Here is a 25,908-nt window from a genome sequence, read left to right on the forward strand (position 1 = left end):
CGTGGCCCGCCCCCGCACGGCGTCCGTGGGGTGCTGGTGGTGCCGGAGCCTCAGGCCCAGCGCTCGTGGCGCGGGGTGAAGGTGAGACCGCGGTCGCCCGTGTAGACCTGCTTCGGGCGGGCGATCTTCTGCTCCTTGTCCTGCACGAGCTCGTCCCACTGCGCGAGCCAGCCCGGGGTGCGGCCGATCGCGAAGAGGACCGTGAACATCTCCGGCGGGAACTGCAGCGCCTCGTAGATGAGGCCCGAGTAGAAGTCCACGTTGGGGTAGAGCTTGCGCTTGACGAAGTACTCGTCCTCGAGCGCGATCTTCTCCAGCTCGAGCGCGATCTCCAGGAGCGGGTTGACCCCGGTGACCTCGAAGACGTCGTCGGCGGCCTTCTTGATGATCCGGGCGCGCGGGTCGTAGTTCTTGTAGACCCGGTGGCCGAAGCCCATGAGGCGCTCGTTGCCGTTCTTCACGCCCTCGATGAACGCCGGGATGTTCTCCTTGCTGCCGATGCGCTTGAGCATCCGCAGCACCGCCTCGTTGGCGCCGCCGTGCAGCGGGCCGAAGAGCGCACCGATGCCGGAGGCCACGGCCGAGTACGGGTCGACCTGCGAGCTGCCGACGGAGCGGACCGCGTTCGTCGAGCAGTTCTGCTCGTGGTCGGCGTGGAGGATGAACAGCACGTCGAGGGCCTTCACCAGGCGCTCGTCCGGCTCGTACTTCACCTCGCTCATCTTGAAGAGCATCGAGAGGAAGTTGGCCGTGTAGGACAGGTCGTTGTCCGGGTAGACGTACGGCTTGCCCTGCGCGTGCCGGAACGACCAGGCGCCCAGCGTCGGCATCTTGGCGATCATGCGGACCATCTGCATGTGCCGGTTCGCCGGGTCCGCGATGTCGCGCGCGGCGGGGTAGAACGTCGAGAGGGCCCCCACCGACGACATCAGCATCCCCATGGGGTGCGCGTCGTAGCGGAAGCCCTGCATCAGCGACTTGACGTTCTCGTGGACGAACGTGTGGAACGTGATCTCGTGCTCCCACGCGTCGTACTGCTCCTTGGTGGGCAGCTCGCCGTGGATGAGCAGGTAGGCGACCTCGAGGAACGTCGAGCTCTCGGCCAGCTGCTCGATGGGGTAGCCCCGGTACTCGAGGATGCCCTTGTCGCCGTCGATGTAGGTCACCGCGCTGCGGCACGAGGCGGTGTTGGTGAACCCGGGGTCGTAGACCGCCAGGCCGGGCTGCTCGTCGTCGGTCTTGATCTTGCCCAGGTCGGCGGCGCGGATGGTGCCGTCGACGATGGGGACGTCGTACTCCTGACCCGTGCGGTTGTCACGGATGGTCAGGGAGGCGCCCGCAGTTCCTGCGTCGGTCACGTCGACTCCTCGTCGGGTCGGGCGGGCGCGCCCGGGGGTGCACCCTGCCGGATGGGATCGTCGCCTAACCTAGCCCTCGTTCCCCACGCCCGTCGGGGTGGGTCGGCTACCGACCGGTACGACGGAGGGTCGCGGTCGTTTTGACCCCCTCCCGCGGGGCTGCGTATTCTTGTCGGTCGCGTCCCCTGCCGCGTCGAGGTCGCCCGGATCCGTCCGGGAACGACGACCCCGGTGCAGATCCGGACGGCCCACCTGCGTGGGTCGAGCCGGGCCGTGTTCGTCAGAGGACGTGGTTCCACCCACCCGGCAGGGACGTCCTGCCGGGGACCGACGAACGAGAAGAAGGCTCATCGTGCGTACGTACGCCCCGAAGCCCGCTGACATCCAGCGTGAGTGGCACGTCATCGACGCGACCGACGTGGTCCTCGGCCGCCTCGCCGTCCAGACGGCCAACCTCCTGCGCGGCAAGCACAAGCCGCAGTTCGCCCCCAATGCCGACACGGGCGACTTCGTCGTCATCGTGAACGCGGAGAAGGTCGCGCTGTCCGGCAACAAGAAGACGACGAAGGTCGCCTACCGTCACTCGGGCTACCCGGGTGGCCTCACGGCCACCCCCATCGGTGAGCTCCTGGAGAAGGACGCGCGCAAGGCGATCGAGAACGCGGTGTGGGGCATGCTCCCCAAGAACCGCCTCGGCCGGCAGCAGCTGAAGAAGCTCAAGGTCTACTCCGGCCCCGAGCACCCGCACAGCGCCCAGCAGGCCAAGCCCTTCGAGATCACCCAGATCTCGCAGTGACGCTGGCCTCCACCGACACCGCCATCGCGCACCCCCGTACTTCCCAGGATCAGTGAGGAACACCGTGAGCACTTCCGAGACCGAGGTCGAGGAGACCTTCGAGGTCAACGAGCAGGGCATCGCCTACAGCAGCGAGAGCGCCCCCAGCGCCGACGCTCCCGAGCGCATCGCCACGATCGCCCCGGCGGCGGCCACCGGCCGACGCAAGCAGGCCGTCGCGCGCGTCCGCATCGTGCCGGGCACCGGCGTCTGGACGATCAACGGCCGCACGCTCGACTCGTACTTCCCGAACAAGCTGCACCAGCAGGTCGTGAACGAGCCGTTCGCGACGATCCAGCTCGAGGGCCGCTTCGACGTCATCGCCCGCATCCACGGCGGCGGCATCACCGGTCAGGCCGGCGCCCTGCGCCTCGGCGTGGCCCGCGCCCTCAACGCGGTCGACGTCGACGCCAACCGCGCCTCGCTGAAGAAGGCCGGTCTGCTGCGTCGCGACGCGCGCGTCATCGAGCGCAAGAAGGCCGGTCTCAAGAAGGCCCGCAAGGCTCCGCAGTTCAGCAAGCGCTGATCGCGGTCCTGCGTCTTCCTTCGTGACGCGACTCTTCGGCACGGACGGGGTCCGGGGCCTGGCCAACGGTGTGCTCACCGCTGAGCTGGCCCTGGACCTTTCCGTTGCTGCCGCCCACGTGCTCGCCGAGTCCGGCGAGCTCTCCCACCGCGACGGGTCCCGACCGCTGGCCGTCGTGGGCCGGGACACGCGCGTCTCGGGGCAGTTCCTCGAGGCCGCGGTCGTCGCCGGCCTCGCGTCGGCCGGCGTGGACGTCCTGCTCCTGGGCGTCCTGCCGACCCCTGCGGTGGCCCATCTGACCGACGCGCTCGACGCCGACCTCGGCGTCATGCTGTCGGCCTCCCACAACCCGATGCCCGACAACGGCATCAAGTTCCTCTCGCGCGGCGGCGTCAAGCTCGACGACGCCCTCGAGCGGGCCATCGAGGCCCGCCTGCGGGAGCCGTGGCAGCGCCCGACGGGTGCCGCGGTCGGCCGCGTGACGCCGTACCCGGGCGGTCACGAGCAGTACGTCGCGCACCTCGCCGGCACGCTCGGCACGTCGCTGAGCGGGCTGCGCCTCGTGCTCGACTGCGCCGAGGGCGCGGCCAGCGAGGTCGGTCCCGCGGCGCTGCGCGCCGCCGGTGCCGAGGTCGTGGCCATCCACGCCTCGCCCGACGGGCTCAACATCAACGACGGCTGCGGCTCGACGCACCTCGGGCCCTTGCGCGCCGCCGTGCTCGCGCACGGCGCCGACGCCGGGTTCGCGCTCGACGGCGACGCCGACCGCTGCCTCGCGGTCGACGCCGACGGCGAGGTCGTCGACGGGGACCAGATCCTCGCCGTCCTGGCCGTCGCCCTGAAGGACGCCGGCGAGCTCGCCGGCGACACCGTGGTGGCGACGGTGATGAGCAACCTGGGCTTCACCCGCGCGCTCGCCGAGCACGGCATCGCGGTCTCGGCCACCCAGGTGGGCGACCGCTACGTGCTGGAGGAGATGAACGCCGCCGGTCGTGTGCTGGGCGGCGAGCAGTCGGGCCACGTCGTCATGCGACGCCACGCCACGACGGGCGACGGGCTGCTCACGGCGCTGCACGTCGCCCAGCGGATGGCGGTCACGGGGGAGAGCCTCGCGAAGCTCGCCGGGGTGATGACCCGCATGCCGCAGGTGCTGGTGAACGTGCCGGACGTGGACAAGGCACGTACCGACGACGAGGAGCTGCAGGCGGCGGTCGCCGCGGAGCAGGAGCGGCTGGGCGACTCCGGCCGCATCCTCCTGAGGGCCTCCGGCACCGAGCCGCTCGTGCGCGTCATGGTCGAGGCGACCACCGACGCCGAGGCGCGCGACGTCGCGGACCGGCTCGCCGAGGTCGTGCGTCGGCGCCTGTCGCTGACCTAGCCGCACGACGGCCGCCGGACCCGGCAGCCGCACGCAGAGGTGCCCCCGTCGGTCGGACCGACGGGGGCACCTGTGGTTCGTGCGGGGGGCGGTCAGGGGCGGCGGTCGTCCACGTCGCCCTCGACCTCGACGTGCTCCTTGCGGACGTCCTCGGTGACGGTCTGCTCGTCGACGACCGTCTCGGTGCCGAGGCGGACCCGCTCGACGGGCTCGGTCGTCTTCTGCACGACGGGCTTCTCCTCGTGCAGCACGACCTCGTGCTCCTCCTCCGAGATGGCCGGGCCGTCGAGGGCCTGACCGGCGTTCGCGTCGGTGATGGGCTCGGTCTCGAGCACCGCGTGCTCCTTGCGAACCGGCACCGTCTGCGTGACGTGCTCGGTGGTGACGTACTTGCGCAGCCGCGCGCGGCCCGTCTGCTGCGTGGTGGTGCCGACCTCGACGTGCTCCTCGGAGCGCGTCATGGCCTCGTCGGTGGTGCGTCCCGACGTGTCGTGGCCGACCGCGCCCCGGCCCGTCGTGGCGTCGGTGTCGTGACCGCCCGTGTGGCGGACGGCGGTCTCGTCGTGGTGGGTGCCCGCCGTACCCGCGGCGGTGTCCGCGGTCCGGGTGGTGTCCGCGTGGCCGGCGTGCTCGCCGCCGTCGCCCGCGTGCTCGCTGCTGTGGCCCGCGTGTCCGCCGCTGTGGCCCGCGTAGTGCTGCCAGAGACGGGCCTCCTCGGCCTCGTCCAGGTGGCCGCCGTCGACGTCGATCGAGGGGGCGTCCTTGATCTGGTCCTTGGTGAACGGCACCGTCAGGCGGTCGCCGTCGAGGGTCGCGTCGGTGACCGGCACGAAGGACTCCTTCATGCCGAACAGCCCCGTGTTGACGGTGACGAACTCCGGCTGGCCCGTGGCGTCGTTGAGGAAGAGCTGACCGACCTTGCCGATCTTGTCGCCGTCGCGCGTGTAGGCGGTGGTGCCGATGGCGTCGCGTGCCTGGTTCTCGTTGAGCATCTGGTTCTCCTGATCCGAGGTCCCCGTTGCTGACCGGGCCCGGTACCCCTGCCCCGTGGCCGGAACGGGATCCGCACGGATTTTCGAAACACGGACGAAACGGGTGGCCGATCGGCTGAACCGCGCTGAACGGGTAACCGGTAGGTGTCTCGGCATCCATGAAGGAGTACGACGTGACACGACACCACAAGCACGAACGGCAGGCCGAGGCAGGCGGCGCGACCAGCTTCGACGCCGTGCAGGAGCGGCGTCGCACCGCCGTCGACGACTCCGCTGCGCGCGAGCGGTTCGCGGGCCTGAACCTGGGCGCGTGCTTCTTCGGGTGGCTGGTGGCCGTGGCCGTGGCCATCCTGCTCACCAGCATCGTCGGCGCCGTCGTCGCGGCCGTCGGGTCCTCGACCGGCATCACGCAGACCGAGGCCGAGCGCGAGAGCGGCACCATCGGGGTGGCTGCGGCGATCGTGCTGCTGGTCGTGCTGCTGATCGGCTACTACGCCGGCGGTTACGTCGCCGGGCGCATGTCGCGCTTCGACGGCGGTCGCCAGGGCATCGGCGTGTGGGTGATCGGCCTGGTCGTCACGATCGCGGCCGTGGTCGCCGGCGCCGTGTTCGGCTCGCAGTACAACATCCTCGACCGCGTCGACCTGCCGCGTATCCCCATCTCCACGCAGGACATCAGCATCGGTGCCGTGATCACCGCGCTCGCGGTCGTCCTCGGCACGCTGCTGGCCGCCTTCCTCGGCGGCAAGGTCGGCCACCGTTACCACGACCGCGTCGACCGGGCCGTCGTCCGGCACTGACACCCAGCTCGAATCGCGGCACGCGCGACGCCGCCTCCCCGGGTGACGACCTCCGACAGGACGTCGCCCACCCACCTGCGGAGGAGCACCACCGCCCCGCAGGGCAGGAACCGAATGTGTCCACCACCCAGGAGGAACAGATGACCGACCCATCCACCACCGAGAAGGCCCAGGCCGCGGCCTCCACCGCGGTCGACGAGGGCCGCCACGTCACGGGCGTCGCCAAGGACGAGGCGCAGAACGTGGCCTCCGAGGTCTCCGCCCAGACGCGCCAGCTCGCAGGCGAGACCCGCCAGCAGATCGCGCAGCAGCTCGACGACCAGTCGCGGCAGCAGCGGGACAAGCTGGTCGACACCCTCGGCACCCTCAGCGACGACCTGTCGCAGATGGCCGAGCGGAGCGACAGCTCGGGCCTCGCCGTCCAGGCGGCCCGCGAGGTCGCCGACCGCACGCGGTCGCTGCAGTCCTACCTGGACGGTCGGGAGCCCAGCGACCTCCTCGGCGACGCGCGCGACTTCGCCCGTCGCCGCCCGGGCGTCTTCCTCTTCGGCGCGCTGGTCGCCGGCGTCGTCGCCGGCCGCGTGGTGCGCGGGGCCAAGGACGCCCCCGACGCGGGCTCCACCGGCACCTCGTCGACCCCCTCGACGCCGGTCGCTCCCGTGGCCGCGCCCACGTCTGGCTACAGCTCGGGCTCGGGCTACGGCTCCGGCTACGCGGCCCCCGGCTACGGGGAGACCCCCGGCGCCGTCGGCTCCTACCCGCCGCCGCCGGTCAGCCCGACCCCGGTGACGGGCCCGGACTACGGCAGCGACCCGCTGGGCGGCGACACCCGCCCGCAGCACGTGGCCGACCCCGGCCAGGGCCTCCCGCCGCTCCCGCCGCTGCCGGGTGAGACCCCCGGCACGGTCGACCCGGGCCGCGCGCTCGACGACGACGGGCCGATGGGCACCAACGCCGCCGGCTACGGCCGCCGCGACGGCCTCGAGGGGCCCGCGTGAGCACCCCCGTCAACCCCCCGCCCCACGATCCCGCGGCCCAGCGCAGCCTCGGCGGGGAGCGGAGCCTCGGCGAGATCGTCAGCGACGTCTCGCAGGACCTCAGCACGCTGGTCAAGCAGGAGCTCGACCTCGCCAAGGCGGAGCTGAAGCAGGAGGCCACCCAGGCCGGCAAGGGCGCCGGGATGCTCGGCGGCGCCGCCGTCGCGGGTCACCTCGTGCTGGTGTTCCTGTCCCTGACGCTCATGTTCCTGCTCGACAACTGGATGCCGATCGAGCTCGCCGCGCTCATCACGACCCTGCTCTGGGCCGTTGCGGCCGCCGTGCTGGCGTCGCTCGGTCGTTCGGAGCTGAAGAAGGCCAACCCCCAGCTGCCGCAGACGCAGCAGACCCTCAAGGAGGACGCATCATGGGCCAGAGCCCAGAAGAGCTGACCGCAGAGATCGCCCGGACCCGCGGCGCCCTCGCCACGGACCTCGACGAGCTGCAGGACAAGGTGAGCCCGAGCGCCATCGTCGACCGCAAGAAGGCCGCGGCCCGACAGCGCGTGCTGGGCGTGCGCGAGAAGGTCATGGGCGGCGCCAACGACGCCCGTGACAAGGTCGCGGGCGGGGCGGAGGACGCCGGCAACGCCGCCTCCAACGCCGCGTCGCAGGCGGCCGAGACCGCCCAGCAGCGGTACGACGGTGCCCCGCTCGCCGCGGGTGTGGCTGCTTTCGGCCTCGGCATGGTCATCTCCGCGCTGATCCCGGCCAGCAAGGTCGAGGCCCGCGCCGCGGCGCAGGTCACGGACACGCTGAAGGAGCAGGCGGCGCCCCTCGTGGACGACGCCAAGGCCGCCGCCGCCGACATGGGCCAGAGCCTGCGCGACAGCGCCGCCTCCTCGGTCGAGGAGGTCCGCCAGACCGCGCAGGACGCGGCCACGCACGTCCAGGAGGAAGGCGCGTCCTCGGCGCAGAACGTGAAGTCCGAGACCACGAGCTGACCCACCGTCCGGTGCCCGCAGGCACCTGACGACCCACCGACTCCGGGTCCCCGTGCCGAACGGGGGCCCGGAGTCGGCGCGTCCGGGCGGGGGAGGGACCTCAGTCCGAGTCGGCCACGACCGTGCCGTGCGGACGCCCCGGGTCGTCGTACGCCGGCTCGGGCTCGCCGGCGCGGTAGGCCTCCATCTGCGCGCAGACGGCGGCGCCGTAGAAGAGCGCGCCCGCCGACATCAGCGCCCACAGCAGCAGGGCGATCACGCCGGTCAGTGGCCCGTAGACGGTGCTGAACGAGCCCGTCGCCCCGACGTACGCCGCGAGGCCGCCGGAGGCCACCAGCACGAGCACGACCGTCACGGCCGAGCCGAACGCGACCCACGACAGCGCCGGCTGGCGCCGCCGCGGCGCACGCTCGAGGAGCACCGCGATGGTGACGACCAGCAGTAGGATCCCCACGGGCCAGCGCCCGACGCTCCACGTGGTCTGCGCGGCCTCGCTCCAGCCGTACTCGGTCGCCATCGCCTCCACGAACGTGGGGCCGGTGACGAGGAGCAGGAACCCGATGCCGACCGGGCCTGCCAGGCAGGCGGTCAGCAGGGCCGAGCGGCCGTACTTGGCGGGGGCGGGCCGGTCGCGCCGGATGCCGTAGATGCGGTTGGTGCCCCGCTCGACCTGCGCCATCGCGACGGTCATCGAGAACAGGGCGAAGGCCAGGCCGCCGCCGAGCGCGATCTCGCCCGCCAGCTCCTGCCGGTCCTCACCGCCGTCGGCGTCGTCGGCCTGGGTGAGGGCGTCGACCAGCGCGTCGTCCCCGGCGGCGCCGGGGGAGACGGCGTCCACGGTCGCCGCGATCACCCGGGAGGGCCGCTCGGCGTCCAGGTCGGCCGCCAGCCCGGTCAGGGCGAGCAGGAAGGGCACCACGGCCAGCGTCGCCTGGAGGGCGAGGGCCCGGCTGCTGCTGAACCCGTCGCCGTACCGGAACCGCACGAACGCGTCGACGAGCAGCCGGCGCACCCCGACGCGGTGCAGCAGGTGGAACGCGTCCTCGGCGTCCAGCTCGTCGCCGTCCATCTCGGTGGTGACGGGCACGAGGCGCGCGGTGGTCATGGGGGTCACGGTGCCGCACCCGGCGGGCCGGTGCCGCACCGGGTGCGCCCGCACCCAACCGGTCGGTCCGTAGCGTCGCCACCATGACCAACACACCGGACAAGATCGTCTACACCGCCCGCGCCACCGTCACCGGCGGCCGCTCCGGCCACGCGCGCTCGGAGGACGGCGTGCTCGACCTCGAGCTCACCGCCCCCAAGGAGACGGGCGGGCCGGGCACGGGCACCAACCCCGAGCAGCTCTTCGCCGTCGGGTACGGCGCGTGCTTCCAGGGCGCGCTCGGGCTCGTGTCGAAGAAGGCCGGCGTCGACGCCTCCGGCTCGACGCTCGACATCGCGGTGGGCTTCGGTCCGGACGCCACGTCGTTCGCCCTGACCGTCGACATCACGGCCACCATCCCGGGCGTCGACGACGCCACCGCGCAGGACCTCGTCGAGCAGGCGCACCAGGTCTGCCCCTACTCGCGCGCGACCCGGGGCAACGTCCCCGTCACGGTGCGCGGCGTCGGGGCCTGAGACCGGCGAAAACCCGTCGACCCCGCAGCGGCGCGCGTCCTAGGCTCCCGGGCCATGACGCGCGCCGCTGCCGTCGAGGTCGTCCCCCTCGACCCGACCGCCCCCACCTGGTCCGAGGACGTGGCCGCGTGGCACGCCGTGTACGACGAGGTGGCCCGGCACCTGCGGGCGGCGACGGCCAACCCCTGGCGGCTCGACGAGCTCGTGGTCAGCCTGACCGCGGACGCGTCCCACACCCGGCGCACCGCCTGGGCGGCCCGGGCCCGTGAGGGCGCCCTCCCGGGCACCCCGGCGGGCACCGTCGTGGGCGCCGGCCTGCTCACCCTCCCGCTGCTCGACAACCGCGACACCGCGTCGGTCTCCGTGTGGGTGCCGGCCCGCTGGCGGCGCCACGGCGTCGGCACGGCGCTCGCCGCGGCCCAGGAGGACGCGGTGCGCGACCTGGGGCGCCACGTCCTGCAGGCCGACGCCCACACCGGCGACGACGCGGCTGCGGAAGCCGCGCTCGGCGGGCTGCCGTTCGCCCGGGCGCGCGGCTACGAGGTCGCCCTCGCCGGGCTGCAGAGCAGGGTGGCACTCCCGGTGGACCCCGCGCTCCTGGGCCGACTGGTCGCCGACGCGGCGCCGCACCACACGGCGTACACCCTGCGCACCTGGGAGGGGCCGGTCCCCGACGACCTCGTGGCGGGGTACGCGCGGATGGACGCCCTCGTCGACGTGGAGGCGCCCAGCGGGAGCCTCGAGGTGGAGGCGCGGACCCCGGCGGTCGAGGTCTGGCGCGAGCGCGAGGCCGAGTCGGAGCGCCAGGGGCGGCGCAACGTCTCGACCGCGGCCGTCGACGCAGGCGGACGGGTCGTCGCGATCACCGAGCTCTGGCGCGGTGACGGGCGCGACCAGCTGCAGCAGTGGAGCACGATCGTCGACGCCGCCCACCGCGGTCACCGCCTCGGGGTCGCCGTGAAGGTGGCCAACCTGCGTCGGGCCCAGGAGGTGTGGCCGGACGCGACCGAGGTCGTCACCTGGAACGCCGCGGACAACGCCCCCATGCTGGCGGTCAACGAGCAGATGGGGTTCCGGGTCGTCGAGCGGGACGTCGAGCTGCAGCGCCGCCTGACGGATCCGTCCGAGCAGGGTTGAGATCAGCCGGGTTCGGATACATTCGCGTTCCGTGATCACTCTGACGAAGGGCGGGAACGCGCCGCTCGCCGTGTCCCGCGTCTCCGTGACCGTCGACGTCGCCGCTGCGGCCGACCTCTCGGCCCTCCTCGTGACCGAGGCGGGCAAGGTCCGCACCGACGCCGACTTCGTGTTCTACAACCAGCCCAGCGGCCCGGGCGTGACCTGCGTGCCGCCGACCGGGGGCGGACAGTGGCGGGTCGACGTCGACCTGGCCGCCGTGCCCGCCGACGTGCACGCCGTGCGCCTGGTCACCTCGCTCGACGACGACGGCAAGGTCTTCGGCCAGGTCGGCCAGCCCGTCGCGCGCGTCTCGGCCGACACCGGCCCCGTCGCCGAGTTCCCGATGACGGGCCTCGACCGCGAGACGATCGTCGTGGCCCTCGAGCTCTACCGCCGGGGCACCGACTGGAAGGTCCGGGCCGTCGGTCGCGGGTACGACGGCGGCCTCGGCGACCTCATCGCCGACCACGGGGTGAGCGTCGACGACGCGCCCGCAGCCCCGGCCGCACCCGCCGCACCGGCCGCTCCCGCTGCGCCCGCGCCTCCTGCGCCCCCCGCCCCGCAGCAGCCGCCCGCGGCGCCGTCGTACGGCACCCCGCCGCCCGCCCCGGCCTTCGGCGGCAGCACCCCGCCGGCCGCCCCCTCGTGGGGCGCGCCCACCACCCCGCCCGCCCCGCCCCCGGCGGCTCCCGCGTACGGCGGGTCCCCGACGCCGCCGCCCGCGCCGGCGTACGGCGGCGGCCAGCCCGCCGGCCAGCCCGGACAGGGCGGCCAGGGCGGTCCGACCGGCGGCCAGGGCGGCGAGGTCAGCCTCCGCAAGGGTGCGCCGGTCTCGCTGCAGAAGGGCCAGCGCGTCCGGCTGACGAAGGACGGTGGGCAGGCCCTGACGGTGGTCCGCATGGGCCTGGGCTGGGACCCGATCAAGAAGGGCGGCATCTTCGGCTCGCGCGAGGTCGACATCGACCTGGACGCCTCCGTGGTGCTCTTCGCCGGCCAGCAGCCGGTCGACCTGGCGTTCTACAACAACCTGGTCACCCGCGACGGCTCGGTGCAGCACCAGGGTGACAACCGCACAGGTGACGGCTCCGGCGACGACGAGACGATCCTGGTCGACCTCACCCGGGTGCCGGTGCACGTCGACAACCTGGTCTTCATCGTCACCAGCTACTCGGGCCAGACCTTCGAGCAGGTGCAGAACGCGTTCTGCCGGCTCGTCGACCAGGCCGACGGCGAGCTCGCGCGCTTCACCCTGACCGGTGGCATGCCGTTCACGGCCATGGCGATGGCGCGCGTGTTCCGCGAGGGCGGCGGCTGGAAGATGCAGGCCATCGGCGACGGCTTCAACGCGAAGGTGCCGGGCGAGGCGATCCCCAGCCTGACGAAGTACCTCTGACCCGCCCGCGGGCCCGACGACACCGAGGAGCACCGGGGTGACCGAGACGCTGGTGGCCGGGCAGAACGCCGTCTGGGGCTCCTCGTGGTGCGCCACGGAGGTGGCCGGCGCGCTCCTGGTCGCCCTCCCGCTCGGGCCCGACGGTCGCGTCGTGCCCGGGCAGGCGGTCGGCTCGGGGCGCAGCACGGTGGGGCTCGACCTCACGGCGCTGCCGGCCGCGGTGACCACCGTGATGGTGGCCTCGCTCGACGGGGTCGACGCGCCCGTCGACCTGCTGGACGGGCGTGGGGTGGTCGCCGTCCGCTTCGTGCCGGCCCCGGTCGGCGCGGGCGCGGCCGTGGCGCTCGTCGAGCTCTACCGCCGCGACGGCGGGTGGAAGGTCCGCGCCCTCGGTCGGGCGTACGGCGGAGGCCCCGCCGCCGTCGAGGCGCTCCACGGTGCCCACCTCGGGGCCGTCGCGCCGCCGGCTGCCCCGGCGGCCCGGCCATCGGTCCCGCCTCCGCCGCCCGCGCCGGTCGCCGCGGCCCCGCCCCTCACGCCGGCCCCTCCGCCCGCCGGCGACCTCCTGGAACCCGACCGCGCGGCGCAGCTGGTCGGGATGGTGCTCGAGGACACGGCCCGCAGCCGCGCGTCGTACGAGTCGAGCACGGACTTCGCGGACCGCACCCTCGGGGCCGAGCTGGAGCGCATCGTCGGCGACCCGACCCTGCGCCTGTCCGCCGCGGGTGACGCCGCCCGCGCGGCGGCGCAGGCCCGGCGCGACGACCTCGTCGCCCGCGCCCGGGAGGCGCACGTGCGCGACCTCGCGACCCTCCGCACGGAGGTGGAGGGGCTCGAGCGCACGTTCCCCGCCGCCCTCGCGCGCTGGGACGTGGTGGCGGCCCGGCCCCCGGGGCCGCGGGTCTCCGCCCGGGCCTACCGCGCGGGACACCTCACGGTCCCGGGCCTGCCGGACGTCGAGTTCGCGCTGCCGATGGTGCTCCCCGTCCCCGCCCGGCCCGTGCTCGTGACCACCGACGACGGTGGCGAGGGCGCGGCCGACCGGGTGGCGGCGCTCCTCGGCGTGCGCGCGGCCCTCGCGATGCGCACCGGGCGCCCGCGCCTCGTCCTCGTCGACCTCGCCCGCACGCGCGGCTCGTTCGGGCTGCCCGCGGGTCTCGCCGCGCCGCCGGTGACGACCCCGCAGGCCCTGACGCGCCTGCTCGGTGACCTCGAGCGGCGCACCGCCCTCGTCGACGCGGCCCGCGAGGCGGGCGCGTTCGACGCCCTCGACGAGCAGGTGCTGCGCCCCGTCGTGGTGGTGCTCACCGACGCCACCACCGGGTGGGAGACGCCGGCGCTGACGACCCTGGCCCGGCTCGTCCGGGGCGGGACCCCCGGGGTGCAGCTGGTGCTCACCGGGCCGGAGCGTCCGCCGTACGTCGGCGACGAGGCCGCGACCGAGCTGGTGCGCCAGGTCTGGGCCTCGGCGCTCCACCTGCCCAGCGCGCCCGGCGGCAGCCTGGTCGACGCGTTCGCCCGCACCGAGTGGACCTTCGTGCCGGAGCCGGGCCCGGCCGACCCGTCCCTGCTGGTGCGGGTGCTGGCGGCCGACGGGCCGCTCGAGGGCTGGCACGACGGGATCCTCCCCGTCCCCTGATCCCCGGCGGCCCTGTTCCCGGGCCCGGCCCCGGCTCAGCCGACGTCGACGGAGCCGCCCGAGCGCCAGTAGCGCCTGGCGTCCCGGGTCACCAACGCGTCGTCGGCGTGGAACTGCTGCAGGCCCCGGTCGGCGGGGTCCGCGGGGGAGGAGAGGCCGGGCGGGGGCACGGCACCGACGCTACGCACGGGCGCGGTCGTCCGCACCCGCGTTCGTGTCGAGGACCAGCAGCCGCTCGCACTCCTCGATGAGCCGCGCGCGCAGCGGCGCTCCGCGCTCGGCGAAGGCGCGCTGCGCCGCGACGTACGTCGCCTTGCCCTCGGGCGTCTCGATCGGCACGGGCTCGAAGCCCAGGTCGCGCAGGTCGTAGGGGGCGGCGCGCATGTCGAGCTCGCGGATGTCGCGGGCCAGCTCGAAGCAGTCGGCGACGAGGTCGGAGCAGATCATCGGGCTCAGCCGGAACGCGTGCTTGTAGAGGTCCATCCCCGCGTGCAGGCAGCCCGGCTGCTCGAACGCGGGCCGGTCGTCGGCGGCGGGGGAGAGCTGGTTGAGCGGCCGGGCCGACGGGGTGAAGAACCGGAACGCGTCGAAGTGGGAGCACGCCACCTTGTGCCCCTCGACGACCGCGTCGGTGCCGGCCGCGCCGAGCCGCAGCGGCCAGTCCGCGTGCCGCACCTGCTCGGGGGTGAGCCGGTAGACCATCGCCCACTCGTGCAGCCCGAAGCAGCCGAAACTCGGCGGGCGCGCGGCCGTCGCCCGGAGCAGCCGCAGCAGCCCCTCGAGGAGGGGACGCTGCCCCGCGACGTGGTCGGCGGTGACCCCCAGGGCGCCGGGGTGGCCGGGGACGTCGAGCTCGCCGTACCCCTTGAGCCCCCGGTACGGCGCACCCGCCGCCGCGACCACGGCCGTGCCGGCGCCCGGGTGCCAGCGCCGCAGCTGCGCCGGTCGCTGGGAGTAGTAGGTGAAGAGGAAGTCGTGCACCGGGTGCTTCACGCGCTCCGCCCGCCGGGCCAGGTGGGGAGCGGTGAACGCGTCGACGCGGGCCTCGTGGGCCGCGCGGCGACGGGCCAGCTCGTCCGGGTCCAGCACCTCCACGAGGAGCCAGGGTAGGCGCGGGCCGGGGGTCGGGAGGCATCGGTGCGGCACGCCCGCGCGACCTCGCTAGGCTCACCGGGTGCGCATCGTCCGCTTCGCAGCCTCAGAAGACCCCCAGTACGGCGTCGTCACCGGCGACCTCGACGAGCACGGCCAGCTGGCCGAGGACGCCACCATCGTGGCCCTCGCCGGCGACCCGCTCTACGTCGGCATCAAGCTCCTGGACGAGGAGCACCGGCTCGCCGACGTGCGACTCCTCGCGCCGGTGCTGCCCCGCAGCAAGGTGGTGGGCATCGGGCGCAACTACGCCGCGCACGCCGCCGAGCTCGGCAACGACGTGCCGAGCGAGCCGCTGATGTTCCTCAAGCCCAACACCTCGGTGATCGGCCCGGGCGACGCGATCGCCTACCCGTCGCAGTCGACGAACGTGCAGTACGAGGGCGAGGTCGCCGTCGTCATCGGGCGCATCTGCCGCGACGTGCCCGCCGAGAAGGCCACCGACGTCATCTTCGGCTACACCATCGCCAACGACGTGACCGCGCGCGACCTGCAGAAGGGCGACGTGCAGTTCACGCGGGCCAAGGGCTTCGACACGTTCTGCCCGGTCGGCCCGTGGGTCGAGACCGACCTCGACCCCCACGACTTCAGCCAGGGCCGCCGCGTGCGCACCTTCCTCAACGGCGACGTCGTGCAGGACGGGTCGACGGCCGACATGATCTTCGACATCCCCGCCCTGGTCGCCCACGTCAGCAGCGTCATGACGCTCCTGCCCGGCGACCTCATCCTCACCGGCACCCCCGAGGGCGTCGGTCCCATGCTCCCCGGCGACGAGGTCGAGGTCGTCGTCGACGGCCTGGGCGCGCTGACGAACAAGGTGGTCTCCCGATGAGCACGACCCCCGCCCTGGCCAGCGACCGCCCGGTCCGCGTGCGCATGGCGCCGTCGCCGACGGGCAGCCCGCACGTCGGCCTGGCCCGCACGGCCCTCTTCAACTGGGCGTTCGCGCGCCACCACGCCCGCCACGGCGCCGGGGGCACGTTCGTGTTCCGCATCGAGGACACCGACGCCGCCCGCAACACCGAGGAGTCCTACACCTCGCTGCTGGAGGTGCTGCGCTGGCTCGGCCTCGACTGGGACGAGGGCCCCGAGATCGGCGGCCCGTTCGCGCCGTACCGCCAGAGCGAGCGCAGCGAGATCTACCGCGACGTCCTCGCCCGGCTGCGCGCGAGCAACTACACCTACGACTGCTACTGCGAAGGCGACGAGGTCACCGCGCGCCGCAAGGCCGCCGGGTCCAAGGTCATGGGGTACGACGGGTTCTGCCGCGAGCTGACCGAGGAGCAGGTCGCGGCGTTCCGCGCCGAGGGCCGGGCCCCCGTCGTGCGGTTCCGGATGCCCGACGGCTCGATCACGTTCGACGACCTCGTGCGCGGCGAGATCACCTTCGAAACCGAGTTCGTGCCCGACTACGCCCTGTGCCGGGCCAACGGGGACCCGCTCTACACCCTCGTCGCGCCGGTCGACGACGCGCTCATGGAGATCACCCACGTGCTGCGCGGCGAGGACCTGCTGTCCTCGACGCCCCGCCAGGTGGCGCTGTACGACGCGCTCGCCGCCGTCGGGGTCGGCAACGGCACGACGCCGCGCTTCGGCCACCTGCCCTACGTGATGGGCGAGGGCAACAAGAAGCTGTCCAAGCGCGACCCCGAGGCCCACCTGCTCGCCTACCGTGACCAGGGCTTCCTCGCGGAGGGCCTGCTCAACTACCTCGCGCTGCTGGGCTGGGCCATCGCGGAGGACCGGGACGTCTTCACGCTCGACGAGATGGTCGACGCGTTCGACATCAGCCGGGTGAACCCCAACCCCGCGCGGTTCGACCTGAAGAAGTGCGAGGCCATCAACGGCGACCACCTGCGGATGCTCGGGGTGCCCGAGGTGACGCAGCGGTGCGTGCCGTTCCTCGTCGGGGCCGGGCTCGTCGCCGACCCGCCCACGCCCGAGCAGGCCGCCCTGCTGGCCGGCGCCATGCCGCTCGTGGCCGAGCGGATCAACAAGCTGACCGAGGTCGTCGACATGCTCGGCTTCCTCCTCGTCGACGAGGCCGCCTTCACTCGCGAGCCCGCCGACGTCGAGAAGGTGCTGACCGAGGACGGCCTCGCGGTCGTGCAGGCCTCGTACGACGCCCTCGAGCCCCTGGAGGAGTGGACCACCGTCGCGATCGAGGAGGCGCTGCGCCTCGCCCTCGTGGAGGGCCGGGGCCTCAAGCCCCGCAACGCCTTCGGCCCGGTGCGGGTGGCCGTGACCGGACGCCGCGTCTCCCCGCCGCTGTTCGAGTCGCTCGAGCTGCTGGGTCGCGAGCGCGGCCTCGCACGGCTGCGGAGCGCGCTGGAGCGATGAGCCACCCGTCGCCGCCCCCGGGTCCGCCGCCCCCGGGTCCCGGCCCGTCGTACCCGCATCCCCACCCGTCGGGGCCGGAGCCCGGCTCGGGCGCGTCGGTGCCGGTCACCGGTCCGGCCGCCCCGGCGGGGGCGAGGACGCTGTCGGGGGAGGAGTTCGCCGCGGCGTACCCGCCCCTGGAGTACCACCGGCTGCACCGGGCGGGTGACCGCGGCTGGTGGCGCCCGGTCGTCGGCGTGGTCGTCGCCGCGATCTCGATGGTGCTCGTGCTCTCGATGGTGACGCTCGCGCTCTTCGCGCTGGGCCTCGCCGTGGTCGGCGCCGACGTGGGGGACGGCGTCGACCAGATGCTGTCGCTCGACGCGGTGACGCCGCTCTCGCTCGCCTACCTGCTCTCGACGCTGGCGCTGCTGACGCCGGTCGTGTGGCTCGTGACGCGCTACCTGCACGGGCTCAGGCCGCGCTGGACGACGTCGGTGGCGCCGCGCATGCGGTGGGGCTACTTCCTGGCCTGCGCCGGCCTGTCGGTGGTGGCCCTGCTGGCCAGCATGTTCGTCTCCGTGCTCGTCGCCGCCCTCGACCCGGGTGCGGTGCCCGACGGCACCGAGGCGGGCTCGCTCAACGCCTTCACGGAGACCACCCGGAACTTCCTCCTCGTGGTGCTCCTCGTGACCCCGTTCCAGGCGGCGGGGGAGGAGTACCTGTTCCGCGGCTACCTCACCCAGGTCGTCGGGGGCCTGTTCTCCTCGGCCCGGGTCGCCACGGCGGTGGCGATCGTCGTCCCGGCGGTGCTGTTCGCGCTGGCCCACGGGGCGCAGAGCCCGCCGGTGTTCTTCGACCGGCTCGCCTTCGGGGTGATGGCGGGCTACCTGGTGATCCGCACCGGAGGCCTCGAGGCCGCCATCGCGATGCACGTGATGAACAACTGGTTCGCCTTCGGTCTCGCGCTCGCGGCGGGCGACATGGACGAGGTGCTGACGCCCACCGGGGGCAGCTGGCTGACCCTGCCGATCACCCTCACGCAGACCCTCGTCTACCTCGGCCTGGCCGTGCTGGTGCACCGCAGCATGGGGCTCGCACGCGCCGCGGACTCGGCCGTTTTGATCAGGTCCCGGGGTCGCGTGTATGGTCTCTCCTCGGCCCCATCAGGGGCCTGACCATGGGATATGGTGTAATTGGCAGCACGACTGGTTCTGGTCCAGTTAGTCTAGGTTCGAGTCCTAGTATCCCAGCGAGATCCGGGCCGCAGGGCCCGGATTTTGAGTGAGACGAAGGCTTCGCTAGAGTCTCCGAGTCGCCAGAGGGAAGCCGCGAGGCTCACCGAAGGACACGCCCCCGTTGTGTAGCGGCCTAGCACGCCGCCCTCTCAAGGCGGTAGCGCCGGTTCGAATCCGGTCGGGGGTACGTCAGGCACGAAGGGCCCGGTCATCCGACCGGGCCCTTCGCCGTTCCCGGGCCTCTCGTCACCTCCGGAACCGTTCGGCGCCGCTACTAGGCTGGCGCGGTCCGTCCCCGTCACGAACGAGAAGGTGCGTCCCCGTGTCCCGAGTCACCGCCACCGCCGAGTCGACCGTCGCCGCCCCGCCGGAGGCCGTCCTCGCGGCCCTCGCCGACTACCGGGAGACGCGCCCCGCGATCCTCACCGAGCACTACACGGACTACGCCGTGACCGAGGGCGGCACGGGCGCCGGCACCGTCGCGACCTGGCACCTGCACGCCACGAAGAAGCGCGTGCGCCACGTGGTCGCCGACGTCGAGACCACCGCCGACACGGTCGTCGAGAAGGACCGCAACTCGACGCTGGTCACCACCTTCCGGGTCACCCCCGCCGCCGGCGGCAGCGCGGTCGTCGCCACCACCACCTGGGAGGGCGCCACCGGCATCGGTGGCTTCTTCGAGCGGACCTTCGCGCCGGCCGGGCTCAAGCGCATCCACGGCGAGCTGCTCGCCAACCTCGACACGCGCCTGCGCTCCGCCTGACCGTCCGCGCGCGGCCGCTGCCGTGTCCGATTCCCGCCAGCCGGGGTCGGCGCGCTGCGGCAGGATGGAGGGCGTGCCGACCGACCGCCCCGCCCCCGCCGGCCTCGACCCCGAGGTCTGCTACCGCGCGGCCAGCAGCCGGGACGGCCGCTTCGACGGCATGTTCTTCACGGCCGTCCACTCGACGGGCATCTACTGCCGGCCCTCGTGCCCGGCGCGGACCCCGGCGTACCGGAACGTGTCCTTCCACCCCAGCGCGGCCTCCGCGCAGCGGGCCGGCTTCCGGGCCTGCAAGCGCTGCCTGCCGGACGCGGTGCCCGGCAGCCCGGGCTGGGACGTGGCGGCCGACGTGGCCGGGCGGGCCATGCGGCTCATCGGCGACGGGGTGGTGGACCGCGAGGGGGTCGAGGGCCTGGCCGCCGCTCTCGGCTACACGCCGCGGCACCTCACGCGCCTGCTGAACGCCGAGCTCGGTGCCGGTCCGCTCGCGCTCGCCCGCGCGCGCCGGGCCCGCACCGCGCGCGTGCTGCTCGAGACCACCGACCTCCCGGTCACCGACGTCGCGTTCGCCGCGGGCTTCTCGAGCGTGCGGCAGTTCCACGCGACCGTGCGGGAGGTGTACGCCGCCACGCCCGGTGAGCTGCGCGGCCGGGGGCGGGCGCGGGGCGCGCGTCCCGATGAGGCCGGCGCCGGCGGGCCCCGCGGTGACGGCGTCGTCGAGCCCCTGCGGCTGCGCGTCGCGGTGCGCACGCCGTACGCCGCGCCCGAGCTGCTCGGCTTCCTCGACGCCCACCTCGTGCCGGGCGTCGAGGTCGTCCACGGCGCGACCTACGCGCGCACGCTGCGGCTGCCCCACGGCGATGCCGTGCTCGCCGTGGACCTGTCCCCGGTGCCCGGCGGCCCCGGCGCCGTCGCCGAGGTGCCCCTGCGCGTCTGGCTGACGGACCTGCGCGACACCACCGCGGCGCTGGAGCGGGTGCGCCGGCTGCTCGACGCGGACGCCGACCCCGTGGCGAGCGACGCCCACCTCGCCGACGCGCCCGTCGTGGGCGACCTCGTGCACGCGACCCCGGGCCTGCGGGTGCCGGGCGCCGTCGACGGGGCGGAGGTCGCGGCACGGGCCGTCATCGGCCAGCAGGTCAGCCTCGCCGGCGCCCGCACCGTGGCCGGACGCATGGTCGCCACCCACGGCCGGGAGCTGCCCGCGGGGCTGCGGGGCGTCGTACCGGGGCTGACCCACCTGTTCCCCGACCCCGCGGCGCTGGCGGCCCTGGACCCCGAGGAGCTGCCGATGCCCCGGGCGCGCGGGCGCGCGCTCGTGGCCCTCGGCACGGCGCTCGCCACGGGGGAGGTGCGCCTCGACCGCGGCGCCGAACGGGCCGCGGCGCGGGCGGCGCTCCTGGCGCTGCCGGGCATCGGGCCGTGGACGGCCGACTACGTGGCGATGCGGGCCCTCGGCGACCCGGACGTCTTCCTGCCCACCGACGTGGGCGTGCGGCGCGTGCTGCTGGCGCGCGGCCACCCGGCCGTCGTGCCCACGGAGGTCGAGGCGGCGTGGCGGCCCTGGCGCTCCTCGGCGCTGCTCCACCTGTGGAACACCCTCATGCCGCCGGTGCACGCCGGCCAGGAAGGACCCTGAGATGTGGACCGTGGTCGACTCGCCCATCGGCGAGCTGCGCCTGGTGGAGCACGACGGGGCGGTGACGGCGATCGAGTTCGCGCCGTTCCCCGCCGTCGTCCGCCCGCCCCGGCCGGACGGGGCGGCACCCGGGGCTGCGCCCGAGGACGCGCCCGAGGACGCGCCCGGGCGCGACGACGACCGGCCGGTGCTGGTCGAGACGGCGGCCCAGCTCGCGGCGTACTTCGCGGGCGACCTCACCCGCTTCGACCTGCCGCTGGCCCCCGTCGGCACCCCGTTCCAGCAGAAGGTCTGGGCCGCGCTGGCCGAGATCCCCTACGGCGCGACGACGTCGTACGGCGCCGTGGCCCGCGCCCTCGGGCTCACCGGCCACGGCTCGCGCGCCGTCGGCCTGGCCAACGGGCGCAACCCCGTCCCCGTCGTCGTGCCGTGCCACCGGGTGGTGGGCGCGGACGGGTCGCTGACGGGGTACGCCGGCGGCGTCGAGCGCAAGCAGGCGCTGCTCGACCTCGAGCAGGGGGCGCTGTTCTGATGCCGGGCCCGACGAGGGGGTGGCAGCGCGTGTCCGGCCGCGTCGTGCACGAGAACCCGTGGATCGTGGTGACGCAGGACGAGGTCGTGCGCCCGGACGGCACGCCCGGGACGTACGGCGTGGTGGAGCTGCGCAGCCCCGCCGTCATCGTCGTCGCGATCACCGACGACGACGAGGTGGTGCTGGTGCGCTGCGACCGCTACACGACCGGCCCCGGCTGGGAGGTGCCCGCCGGCGGCGCGGACGACGACGACCCGCTCACCGCGGCCCGCCGCGAGCTGGGGGAGGAGGCCGGGCTCGTCGCCGAGCACTGGCGGGACCTCGGCCCCGTCACCTCGCTCAACGGGGTCTGCCGTGCCCCCGGCCGGGTCTTCCTCGCCCGGGGGCTGCGCCCGGCGCCCGAGCGTGTCGAGCAGGCCGTCGAGGGCATCTCGGAGGTGCGCGCCGTGCCGTGGGCCGAGCTGCTGGGGATGGTCGCCGCGGGCGAGGTCCCCGACGGCGAGACGCTCGCCGCGCTCCTGCTCGCCGCCGTGGCGGAGGGCCGGGTCGCCGGCGGGCCGACGCCGGGCGGCTGAGCCCCCGCGGGGGGCGCGGCCGCTACTCCGCGGCGGCGCGGCGCAGCGACTCGGACAGGCGCTCGGCGGCGGCCAGGACGGCCGGGGCGTGCATGCGGCCCGGCTGGCGCGAGAGTCGCTCGAGGGGGCCGGAGACCGAGACGGCGGCGATGACCTTGCCGCTGGGGGAGCGGACGGGGGCGGAGACCGACGCGACGCCCTGCTCGCGCTCGCCGACGGACTGCGCCCAGCCGCGGCGCCGGATGCCCGACAGCGCGGTGGCGGAGAAGGCGGCGACCTGGAGGCCGCGCTGCATGCGGTCGGGGTCCTCCCACGCGAGGAGCACCTGGGCGGCGGAGCCCGCCCGCATCGTCAGCTGCGAGCCGACGGGGATGGTGTCGCGCAGGCCGGAGGGCCGCTCCGCGGCGGCGACGCAGACGCGGTTCTCACCCTGGCGGCGCCACAGCTGCGCCGACTCGCCGGTGATGTCGCGCAGGCGGGCGAGGACGGGGCCGGCGGCGGCCAGGAGGCGGTCCTCGCCGGCGGCGGCGGAGAGCTCGCCGAGCCGCGGCCCGAGCACGAAGCGGCCCTGCATGTCGCGCGCCACGAGGCGGTGGTGCTCGAGCGCGACCGCGAGACGGTGCGCCGTCGGCCGGGCCAGCCCCGTGCTCGCCACCAGGCCCGCCAGCGTCGCCGGCCCGGCCTCGAGCGCCGTGAGCACCAGAGCCGCCTTGTCGAGAACGCCGACGCCACTTCCCTTGTCCATATGGCAATACTGACGTCTCAGTTCGTGGGACGCAAGAGGTAGGCTCCGTTGCTGTCAGAAGACAGCTGTGGCGTTGTTGGAGGAATCATGAGCCGTACGGGCGGCCGCACGTTGGCGGAGAAGGTCTGGGACGAGCACGTCGTCCGGAGCGCGGAGGGCGAACCCGACCTCCTGTTCATCGATCTGCACCTCATCCACGAGGTCACCTCGCCCCAGGCGTTCGACGGGCTCCGGCTCGCCGGGCGCCGGGTCCGCCGGCCCGACCTCACGCTCGCGACCGAGGACCACAACGTCCCGACGCTCGACTGGGACAAGCCGATCGCGGACCCGGTCTCGCGCACCCAGGTCGAGACGCTGCGCCGCAACGCCGAGGAGTTCGGCGTCCGGCTGCACCCGCTGGGCGACGTCGAGCAGGGGATCGTGCACGTCGTCGGCCCCCAGCTGGGCCTGACGCAGCCGGGCATGACGATCGTCTGCGGCGACTCGCACACCTCGACGCACGGCGCGTTCGGCGCCATCGCGTTCGGCATCGGCACCTCCGAGGTCGAGCACGTGCTGGCCACGCAGACGCTGCCGCAGGCCAAGCCGCGCACGATGGCGGTCACCGTCAACGGCTCCCTGCCCGAGGGCGTCACCGCCAAGGACCTCATCCTGACCCTCATCACGCACACCGGCACCGGTGGCGGCCAGGGCTACATCGTGGAGTACCGCGGCCAGGCCATCGAGGAGCTGTCGATGGAGGCGCGGATGACCATCTGCAACATGTCCATCGAGTGGGGCGCCAAGGCCGGGCTCATCGCGCCGGACGACACCACCTTCGCCTACATCGAGGGCCGCCCCGAGGCGCCGAAGGGCGCCGACTGGGACGAGGCCGTCGCCCACTGGCGCACGCTGGTGAGCGACGACGACGCCGAGTTCGACCGCGAGATCGTGCTCGACGCCTCGACGATGACGCCGTTCGTCACCTGGGGCACCAACCCGGGCCAGGGCGTGCCCCTGGGCGGGACCGTCCCCGTCCCCGCCGAGTTCGAGGACCCGAGCGACCAGGTCGCCGCCGAGCGCGCGCTGACCTACATGGGTCTCGACGCCGGCACCCCGATGCGCGAGGTCAAGGTCGACACGGTCTTCGTCGGCTCCTGCACGAACGGGCGCATCGAGGACCTCCGTGTGGCCGCCGACATCATCAAGGGCCGCCGCGTCGCCGACGACACGCGCCTGCTCGTCGTGCCCGGATCGGTGCGCGTGCGCCTGCAGGCCGAGCAGGAGGGCCTCGACGTCGTCTTCAAGGAGGCCGGCGCGGAGTGGCGCGGCGCGGGCTGCTCGATGTGCCTCGGCATGAACCCCGACCAGCTCGCCCCCGGCGAGCGCAGCGCGTCGACGTCGAACCGCAACTTCGAGGGCCGGCAGGGCAAGGGCGGACGCACGCACCTCGTCTCCGTGCCCGTCGCCGCCGCCACCGCGGTCCGCGGCACCCTCTCGTCCCCCGCCGACCTGGAGCCGGCCGCCGCCGGCGCCGCGAGCTGACCAGGAGCCGACATGGAGAAGTTCACCTCCCACACCGGCGTCGGCGTCCCGCTGCGACGCAGCAACGTCGACACCGACCAGATCATCCCGGCCGTCTACCTCAAGCGGGTCACCCGCAGCGGGTTCGAGGACGGGCTGTTCGCCGCGTGGCGCAACGACCCCGAGTTCGTGCTCAACCAGCCGGCGTACGCCGCGGGGTCCGTGCTCGTGGCCGGTCCCGACTTCGGCACCGGCTCCTCGCGCGAGCACGCGGTCTGGGCGCTGCAGAACTACGGGTTCAAGGCCGTCATCAGCCCGCGCTTCGCGGACATCTTCCGCGGCAACTCGGGCAAGGCGGGTCTCCTCGCGGCGCAGGTCGACGAGAAGGTCGTGCAGCGCATCTGGACGATCCTCGAGGAGCAGCCGGGCGCCACGGTGACCGTCGACCTCGAGAGCCGCACCGTGCGGGCGGGTGAGGGCGTCGACGCCGTCGAGGACTCGTTCGACATCGACGACTACACGCGCTGGCGCCTGCTCGAGGGCCTCGACGACATCGGCATCACGCTGGGCCGGGAGACGGAGATCGCGGCGTACGAGGCCGCCCGCCCCCGGTGGAAGCCGGTCACGCAGCGCGCCTGACGGCCGCCGCCGACCGCCCCCACGTCGGTCACCACGACGGTCACCACGACGGTCACCACGACGGCCCCGCCCCGACCCCCGGTCGGCGCGGGGCCGTCGGCGTCCCACGGCGTGCCCCGGCCCGCAACGTGTCCCCGGCCCGCGACCAGCGCCGAACTACCGTCGTGAGCGACCGGGAGGCCGACCGGCGCGCCCGGAGTCGACGACGAGGAGATCGCGTGAGCACCATCTCGGCCAACGGCGTCCAGCTCCACCACACCGACACCGGCGGCGACGGTCGCCCCGTCGTCCTCATCCACGGCTGGCCGCTCAGCGGCGCCTCCTGGGAGCACCAGGTGCCCGCGCTCACCGGCGCCGGGTACCGCGTCCTGACCTACGACCGCCGCGGCTTCGGCGCCTCGGACAAGCCCGACACCGGCTACGACTACGACACGCTGGCCGCGGACCTCGACGGCCTGCTCACCGAGCTCGACCTCACCGACGTCACCCTCGTGGGCTTCTCGATGGGCGGTGGCGAGGTCGCCCGCTACCTCGGCACGTACGGCGACGCCCGCGTCCGCTCGGCGGTCTTCGCGGCGGCGGTCCCGCCGTACCTGCTGAAGAGCGACGACAACCCCGACGGCGGGCTCGCCGACGAGGACGTGCAGGGCATGGTCGACGGCGTGAGCACTGACCGCGAGGGCTTCCTCGACGGGTTCACCACCGGCTTCTTCTCGGTCGCCGGCACCCTGAGGGTCAGCGAGGAGGAGCGCCAGAAGGCGCTCGAGCTCCAGGCACCCGCCGCGGACGCCGCGCTGAGGGGCTGCATCGAGGCGTTCGCGCGCACCGACTTCCGCTCGGACCTCGCCACGATCACCGTCCCCACGCTCGTCGTCCACGGCTCGGGCGACGCCATCGTGCCGGTGGAGGTCTCGGGCCAGCGCACCGCGCAGGCCGTGGCGGGCGCGACGTACGTCGTGGTGGACGACGCGCCGCACGGCTTCAACGTCAGCCACGCGGCCGAGCTCAACGGCGCCCTGCTGGAGTTCCTGGGCCGCTGAGCGACCTCACGGCCGGGGCGTCACCGCCGGTGGCGTCCTCCCGCCGCGCGTGGGTACCGGCGC

At 74.2% G+C, this 25,908-nt stretch carries 27 protein-coding genes and 2 tRNA genes; 23 read left to right on the forward strand and 6 right to left on the reverse strand.

The genetic code is table 11. The features are described from left to right. Window positions 1-50: 50 nt before the first annotated feature. Window positions 51-1,358, reverse strand: a complete 1,308-nt coding sequence (locus ACOACO_RS17985; RefSeq protein ID WP_420297660.1) for a citrate synthase — start codon at window positions 1,356-1,358, stop codon at window positions 51-53. Window positions 1,359-1,710: 352 nt separating this feature from the next. Between ACOACO_RS17985 and rplM the strand changes: the two genes are divergently transcribed. From rplM to glmM, 3 genes are read left to right on the forward strand one after another with little or no spacing between them, the layout of a single operon-like run. Then, complete coding sequence (rplM, locus tag ACOACO_RS17990; RefSeq protein ID WP_277500282.1) at window positions 1,711-2,154, forward strand: 50S ribosomal protein L13; 444 nt, start codon at window positions 1,711-1,713, stop codon at window positions 2,152-2,154. Between the two features lie 52 nt (window positions 2,155-2,206). Further along, the gene (rpsI, locus tag ACOACO_RS17995; RefSeq protein ID WP_420297661.1) at window positions 2,207-2,719 is read left to right on the forward strand and encodes a 30S ribosomal protein S9; all 513 of its coding nucleotides are present in this window, start codon (window positions 2,207-2,209) and stop codon (window positions 2,717-2,719) included. Between the two features lie 22 nt (window positions 2,720-2,741). Continuing rightward, entirely contained in the window at window positions 2,742-4,097 is a 1,356-nt protein-coding gene (gene glmM, locus ACOACO_RS18000; protein WP_420297662.1) for a phosphoglucosamine mutase, read from the forward strand. A gap of 92 nt (window positions 4,098-4,189) precedes the next feature. On the opposite strand, the gene ACOACO_RS18005 is transcribed toward glmM, so the two are convergent. Further along, window positions 4,190-5,089: a DUF2382 domain-containing protein gene (locus ACOACO_RS18005; RefSeq protein ID WP_420297663.1), complete on the reverse strand. Its 900-nt coding sequence runs from the start codon at window positions 5,087-5,089 to the stop codon at window positions 4,190-4,192. Window positions 5,090-5,247: 158 nt separating this feature from the next. Here ACOACO_RS18005 and ACOACO_RS18010 point away from each other — a divergent pair, with 158 nt between their 5' ends. The 4 genes from ACOACO_RS18010 (at window position 5,248) to ACOACO_RS18025 (ending at window position 7,869) form a co-directional block, all read left to right on the forward strand. Continuing rightward, window positions 5,248-5,889 (forward strand): hypothetical protein, encoded by a 642-nt coding sequence (locus ACOACO_RS18010; RefSeq protein ID WP_420297664.1) that lies wholly within the window; start codon window positions 5,248-5,250, stop codon window positions 5,887-5,889. Between the two features lie 140 nt (window positions 5,890-6,029). Next, window positions 6,030-6,887 (forward strand): hypothetical protein, encoded by an 858-nt coding sequence (locus ACOACO_RS18015; RefSeq protein WP_420297665.1) that lies wholly within the window; start codon window positions 6,030-6,032, stop codon window positions 6,885-6,887. Then, a complete protein-coding gene (locus tag ACOACO_RS18020) occupies window positions 6,884-7,318 on the forward strand; it encodes a phage holin family protein (protein WP_420297666.1) in 435 nt (144 codons plus the stop codon). Before ACOACO_RS18015 ends, ACOACO_RS18020 begins: the two co-directional genes overlap by 4 nt. Further along, the gene (locus tag ACOACO_RS18025; protein ID WP_420297667.1) at window positions 7,294-7,869 is read left to right on the forward strand and encodes a DUF3618 domain-containing protein; all 576 of its coding nucleotides are present in this window, start codon (window positions 7,294-7,296) and stop codon (window positions 7,867-7,869) included. The genes ACOACO_RS18020 and ACOACO_RS18025 overlap by 25 nt, the downstream gene beginning before the upstream one ends. A 100-nt stretch (window positions 7,870-7,969) precedes the next feature. On the opposite strand, the gene ACOACO_RS18030 is transcribed toward ACOACO_RS18025, so the two are convergent. Further along, window positions 7,970-8,974 (reverse strand): YihY/virulence factor BrkB family protein, encoded by a 1,005-nt coding sequence (locus ACOACO_RS18030; RefSeq protein ID WP_420297668.1) that lies wholly within the window; start codon window positions 8,972-8,974, stop codon window positions 7,970-7,972. Window positions 8,975-9,057: 83 nt separating this feature from the next. Here ACOACO_RS18030 and ACOACO_RS18035 point away from each other — a divergent pair, with 83 nt between their 5' ends. From ACOACO_RS18035 to ACOACO_RS18050, 4 genes are read left to right on the forward strand one after another with little or no spacing between them, the layout of a single operon-like run. Continuing rightward, complete coding sequence (locus ACOACO_RS18035) at window positions 9,058-9,489, forward strand: organic hydroperoxide resistance protein (RefSeq protein ID WP_420297669.1); 432 nt, start codon at window positions 9,058-9,060, stop codon at window positions 9,487-9,489. A gap of 54 nt (window positions 9,490-9,543) precedes the next feature. Then, window positions 9,544-10,626, forward strand: coding sequence for a GNAT family N-acetyltransferase (locus ACOACO_RS18040; protein WP_420297670.1), 1,083 nt, complete (start codon window positions 9,544-9,546; stop codon window positions 10,624-10,626). A 31-nt stretch (window positions 10,627-10,657) separates the two neighbouring features. Then, window positions 10,658-12,061, forward strand: coding sequence for a TerD family protein (locus ACOACO_RS18045; RefSeq protein ID WP_420297671.1), 1,404 nt, complete (start codon window positions 10,658-10,660; stop codon window positions 12,059-12,061). A 37-nt stretch (window positions 12,062-12,098) separates the two neighbouring features. Next, window positions 12,099-13,700: a hypothetical protein gene (locus tag ACOACO_RS18050; RefSeq protein WP_420297672.1), complete on the forward strand. Its 1,602-nt coding sequence runs from the start codon at window positions 12,099-12,101 to the stop codon at window positions 13,698-13,700. Between the two features lie 35 nt (window positions 13,701-13,735). Here the strand turns inward: ACOACO_RS18050 and ACOACO_RS18055 are convergent, their stop codons facing one another. Further along, window positions 13,736-13,870 carry a hypothetical protein gene (locus ACOACO_RS18055; protein WP_420297673.1) on the reverse strand — a complete coding sequence of 45 codons (135 nt, stop codon included), beginning with the start codon at window positions 13,868-13,870 and terminating at the stop codon, window positions 13,736-13,738. Between the two features lie 10 nt (window positions 13,871-13,880). After that, window positions 13,881-14,795, reverse strand: coding sequence for a 3-methyladenine DNA glycosylase (locus ACOACO_RS18060; RefSeq protein ID WP_420297674.1), 915 nt, complete (start codon window positions 14,793-14,795; stop codon window positions 13,881-13,883). Between the two features lie 79 nt (window positions 14,796-14,874). Between ACOACO_RS18060 and ACOACO_RS18065 the strand changes: the two genes are divergently transcribed. The 9 genes from ACOACO_RS18065 (at window position 14,875) to ACOACO_RS18105 (ending at window position 21,918) form a co-directional block, all read left to right on the forward strand. Further along, window positions 14,875-15,684 (forward strand): fumarylacetoacetate hydrolase family protein, encoded by an 810-nt coding sequence (locus tag ACOACO_RS18065; RefSeq protein ID WP_420297675.1) that lies wholly within the window; start codon window positions 14,875-14,877, stop codon window positions 15,682-15,684. After that, the gene (gene gltX, locus ACOACO_RS18070; RefSeq protein WP_420297676.1) at window positions 15,681-17,192 is read left to right on the forward strand and encodes a glutamate--tRNA ligase; all 1,512 of its coding nucleotides are present in this window, start codon (window positions 15,681-15,683) and stop codon (window positions 17,190-17,192) included. The genes ACOACO_RS18065 and gltX overlap by 4 nt, the downstream gene beginning before the upstream one ends. Then, window positions 17,189-18,349: a CPBP family intramembrane glutamic endopeptidase gene (locus ACOACO_RS18075; RefSeq protein ID WP_420297677.1), complete on the forward strand. Its 1,161-nt coding sequence runs from the start codon at window positions 17,189-17,191 to the stop codon at window positions 18,347-18,349. Before gltX ends, ACOACO_RS18075 begins: the two co-directional genes overlap by 4 nt. A 3-nt stretch (window positions 18,350-18,352) precedes the next feature. Further along, window positions 18,353-18,424 (forward strand) — tRNA-Gln (locus ACOACO_RS18080). Window positions 18,425-18,523: 99 nt separating this feature from the next. Further along, window positions 18,524-18,596 (forward strand) — tRNA-Glu (locus tag ACOACO_RS18085). Between the two features lie 135 nt (window positions 18,597-18,731). Beyond that, window positions 18,732-19,172, forward strand: coding sequence for an SRPBCC family protein (locus tag ACOACO_RS18090; protein WP_420297678.1), 441 nt, complete (start codon window positions 18,732-18,734; stop codon window positions 19,170-19,172). A gap of 73 nt (window positions 19,173-19,245) precedes the next feature. After that, complete coding sequence (locus ACOACO_RS18095; RefSeq protein WP_420297679.1) at window positions 19,246-20,811, forward strand: AlkA N-terminal domain-containing protein; 1,566 nt, start codon at window positions 19,246-19,248, stop codon at window positions 20,809-20,811. 1 nt (window position 20,812) lies between these two features. Then, window positions 20,813-21,343 (forward strand): methylated-DNA--[protein]-cysteine S-methyltransferase, encoded by a 531-nt coding sequence (locus ACOACO_RS18100; protein ID WP_420297680.1) that lies wholly within the window; start codon window positions 20,813-20,815, stop codon window positions 21,341-21,343. A gap of 29 nt (window positions 21,344-21,372) precedes the next feature. Further along, window positions 21,373-21,918 (forward strand): NUDIX domain-containing protein, encoded by a 546-nt coding sequence (locus ACOACO_RS18105; protein WP_420297681.1) that lies wholly within the window; start codon window positions 21,373-21,375, stop codon window positions 21,916-21,918. Window positions 21,919-21,940: 22 nt separating this feature from the next. Here the strand turns inward: ACOACO_RS18105 and ACOACO_RS18110 are convergent, their stop codons facing one another. After that, window positions 21,941-22,663, reverse strand: a complete 723-nt coding sequence (locus ACOACO_RS18110) for an IclR family transcriptional regulator (protein WP_277500365.1) — start codon at window positions 22,661-22,663, stop codon at window positions 21,941-21,943. Window positions 22,664-22,750: 87 nt separating this feature from the next. Between ACOACO_RS18110 and leuC the strand changes: the two genes are divergently transcribed. From leuC to ACOACO_RS18125, 3 genes are all read left to right on the forward strand, one after another. After that, a complete protein-coding gene (gene leuC / locus ACOACO_RS18115) occupies window positions 22,751-24,187 on the forward strand; it encodes a 3-isopropylmalate dehydratase large subunit (RefSeq protein ID WP_420297682.1) in 1,437 nt (478 codons plus the stop codon). A gap of 12 nt (window positions 24,188-24,199) precedes the next feature. Beyond that, window positions 24,200-24,805 carry a 3-isopropylmalate dehydratase small subunit gene (leuD, locus tag ACOACO_RS18120; RefSeq protein ID WP_420297683.1) on the forward strand — a complete coding sequence of 202 codons (606 nt, stop codon included), beginning with the start codon at window positions 24,200-24,202 and terminating at the stop codon, window positions 24,803-24,805. 218 nt (window positions 24,806-25,023) lie between these two features. Further along, the gene (locus ACOACO_RS18125; protein ID WP_420297684.1) at window positions 25,024-25,845 is read left to right on the forward strand and encodes an alpha/beta fold hydrolase; all 822 of its coding nucleotides are present in this window, start codon (window positions 25,024-25,026) and stop codon (window positions 25,843-25,845) included. The last annotated feature ends 63 nt before the right edge of the window (window positions 25,846-25,908 follow it).

Source organism: Nocardioides sp. CPCC 205120 (assembly GCF_048654585.1).
Lineage (GTDB): Bacteria > Actinomycetota > Actinomycetes > Propionibacteriales > Nocardioidaceae > Nocardioides.

Excerpts from the sequence above, each read along its gene's own strand:
- ACOACO_RS18035 (WP_420297669.1), top strand. The coding sequence starts at position 9,058 with ATGACCAACACACCGGACAAGATCGTCTACACCGCCCGCGCCACCGTC.
- gltX (WP_420297676.1), top strand. The coding sequence starts at position 15,681 with ATGAGCACGACCCCCGCCCTGGCCAGCGACCGCCCGGTCCGCGTGCGC.
- leuD (WP_420297683.1), top strand. The coding sequence starts at position 24,200 with ATGGAGAAGTTCACCTCCCACACCGGCGTCGGCGTCCCGCTGCGACGC.
- ACOACO_RS18010 (WP_420297664.1), top strand. The coding sequence starts at position 5,248 with ATGAAGGAGTACGACGTGACACGACACCACAAGCACGAACGGCAGGCC.
- ACOACO_RS18030 (WP_420297668.1), bottom strand. The coding sequence starts at position 8,974 with ATGACCACCGCGCGCCTCGTGCCCGTCACCACCGAGATGGACGGCGAC.
- ACOACO_RS18075 (WP_420297677.1), top strand. The coding sequence starts at position 17,189 with ATGAGCCACCCGTCGCCGCCCCCGGGTCCGCCGCCCCCGGGTCCCGGC.
- ACOACO_RS18025 (WP_420297667.1), top strand. The coding sequence starts at position 7,294 with ATGGGCCAGAGCCCAGAAGAGCTGACCGCAGAGATCGCCCGGACCCGC.
- ACOACO_RS18100 (WP_420297680.1), top strand. The coding sequence starts at position 20,813 with ATGTGGACCGTGGTCGACTCGCCCATCGGCGAGCTGCGCCTGGTGGAG.
- leuC (WP_420297682.1), top strand. The coding sequence starts at position 22,751 with ATGAGCCGTACGGGCGGCCGCACGTTGGCGGAGAAGGTCTGGGACGAG.
- ACOACO_RS18040 (WP_420297670.1), top strand. The coding sequence starts at position 9,544 with ATGACGCGCGCCGCTGCCGTCGAGGTCGTCCCCCTCGACCCGACCGCC.
- ACOACO_RS18015 (WP_420297665.1), top strand. The coding sequence starts at position 6,030 with ATGACCGACCCATCCACCACCGAGAAGGCCCAGGCCGCGGCCTCCACC.
- ACOACO_RS18005 (WP_420297663.1), bottom strand. The coding sequence starts at position 5,089 with ATGCTCAACGAGAACCAGGCACGCGACGCCATCGGCACCACCGCCTAC.
- ACOACO_RS18110 (WP_277500365.1), bottom strand. The coding sequence starts at position 22,663 with ATGGACAAGGGAAGTGGCGTCGGCGTTCTCGACAAGGCGGCTCTGGTG.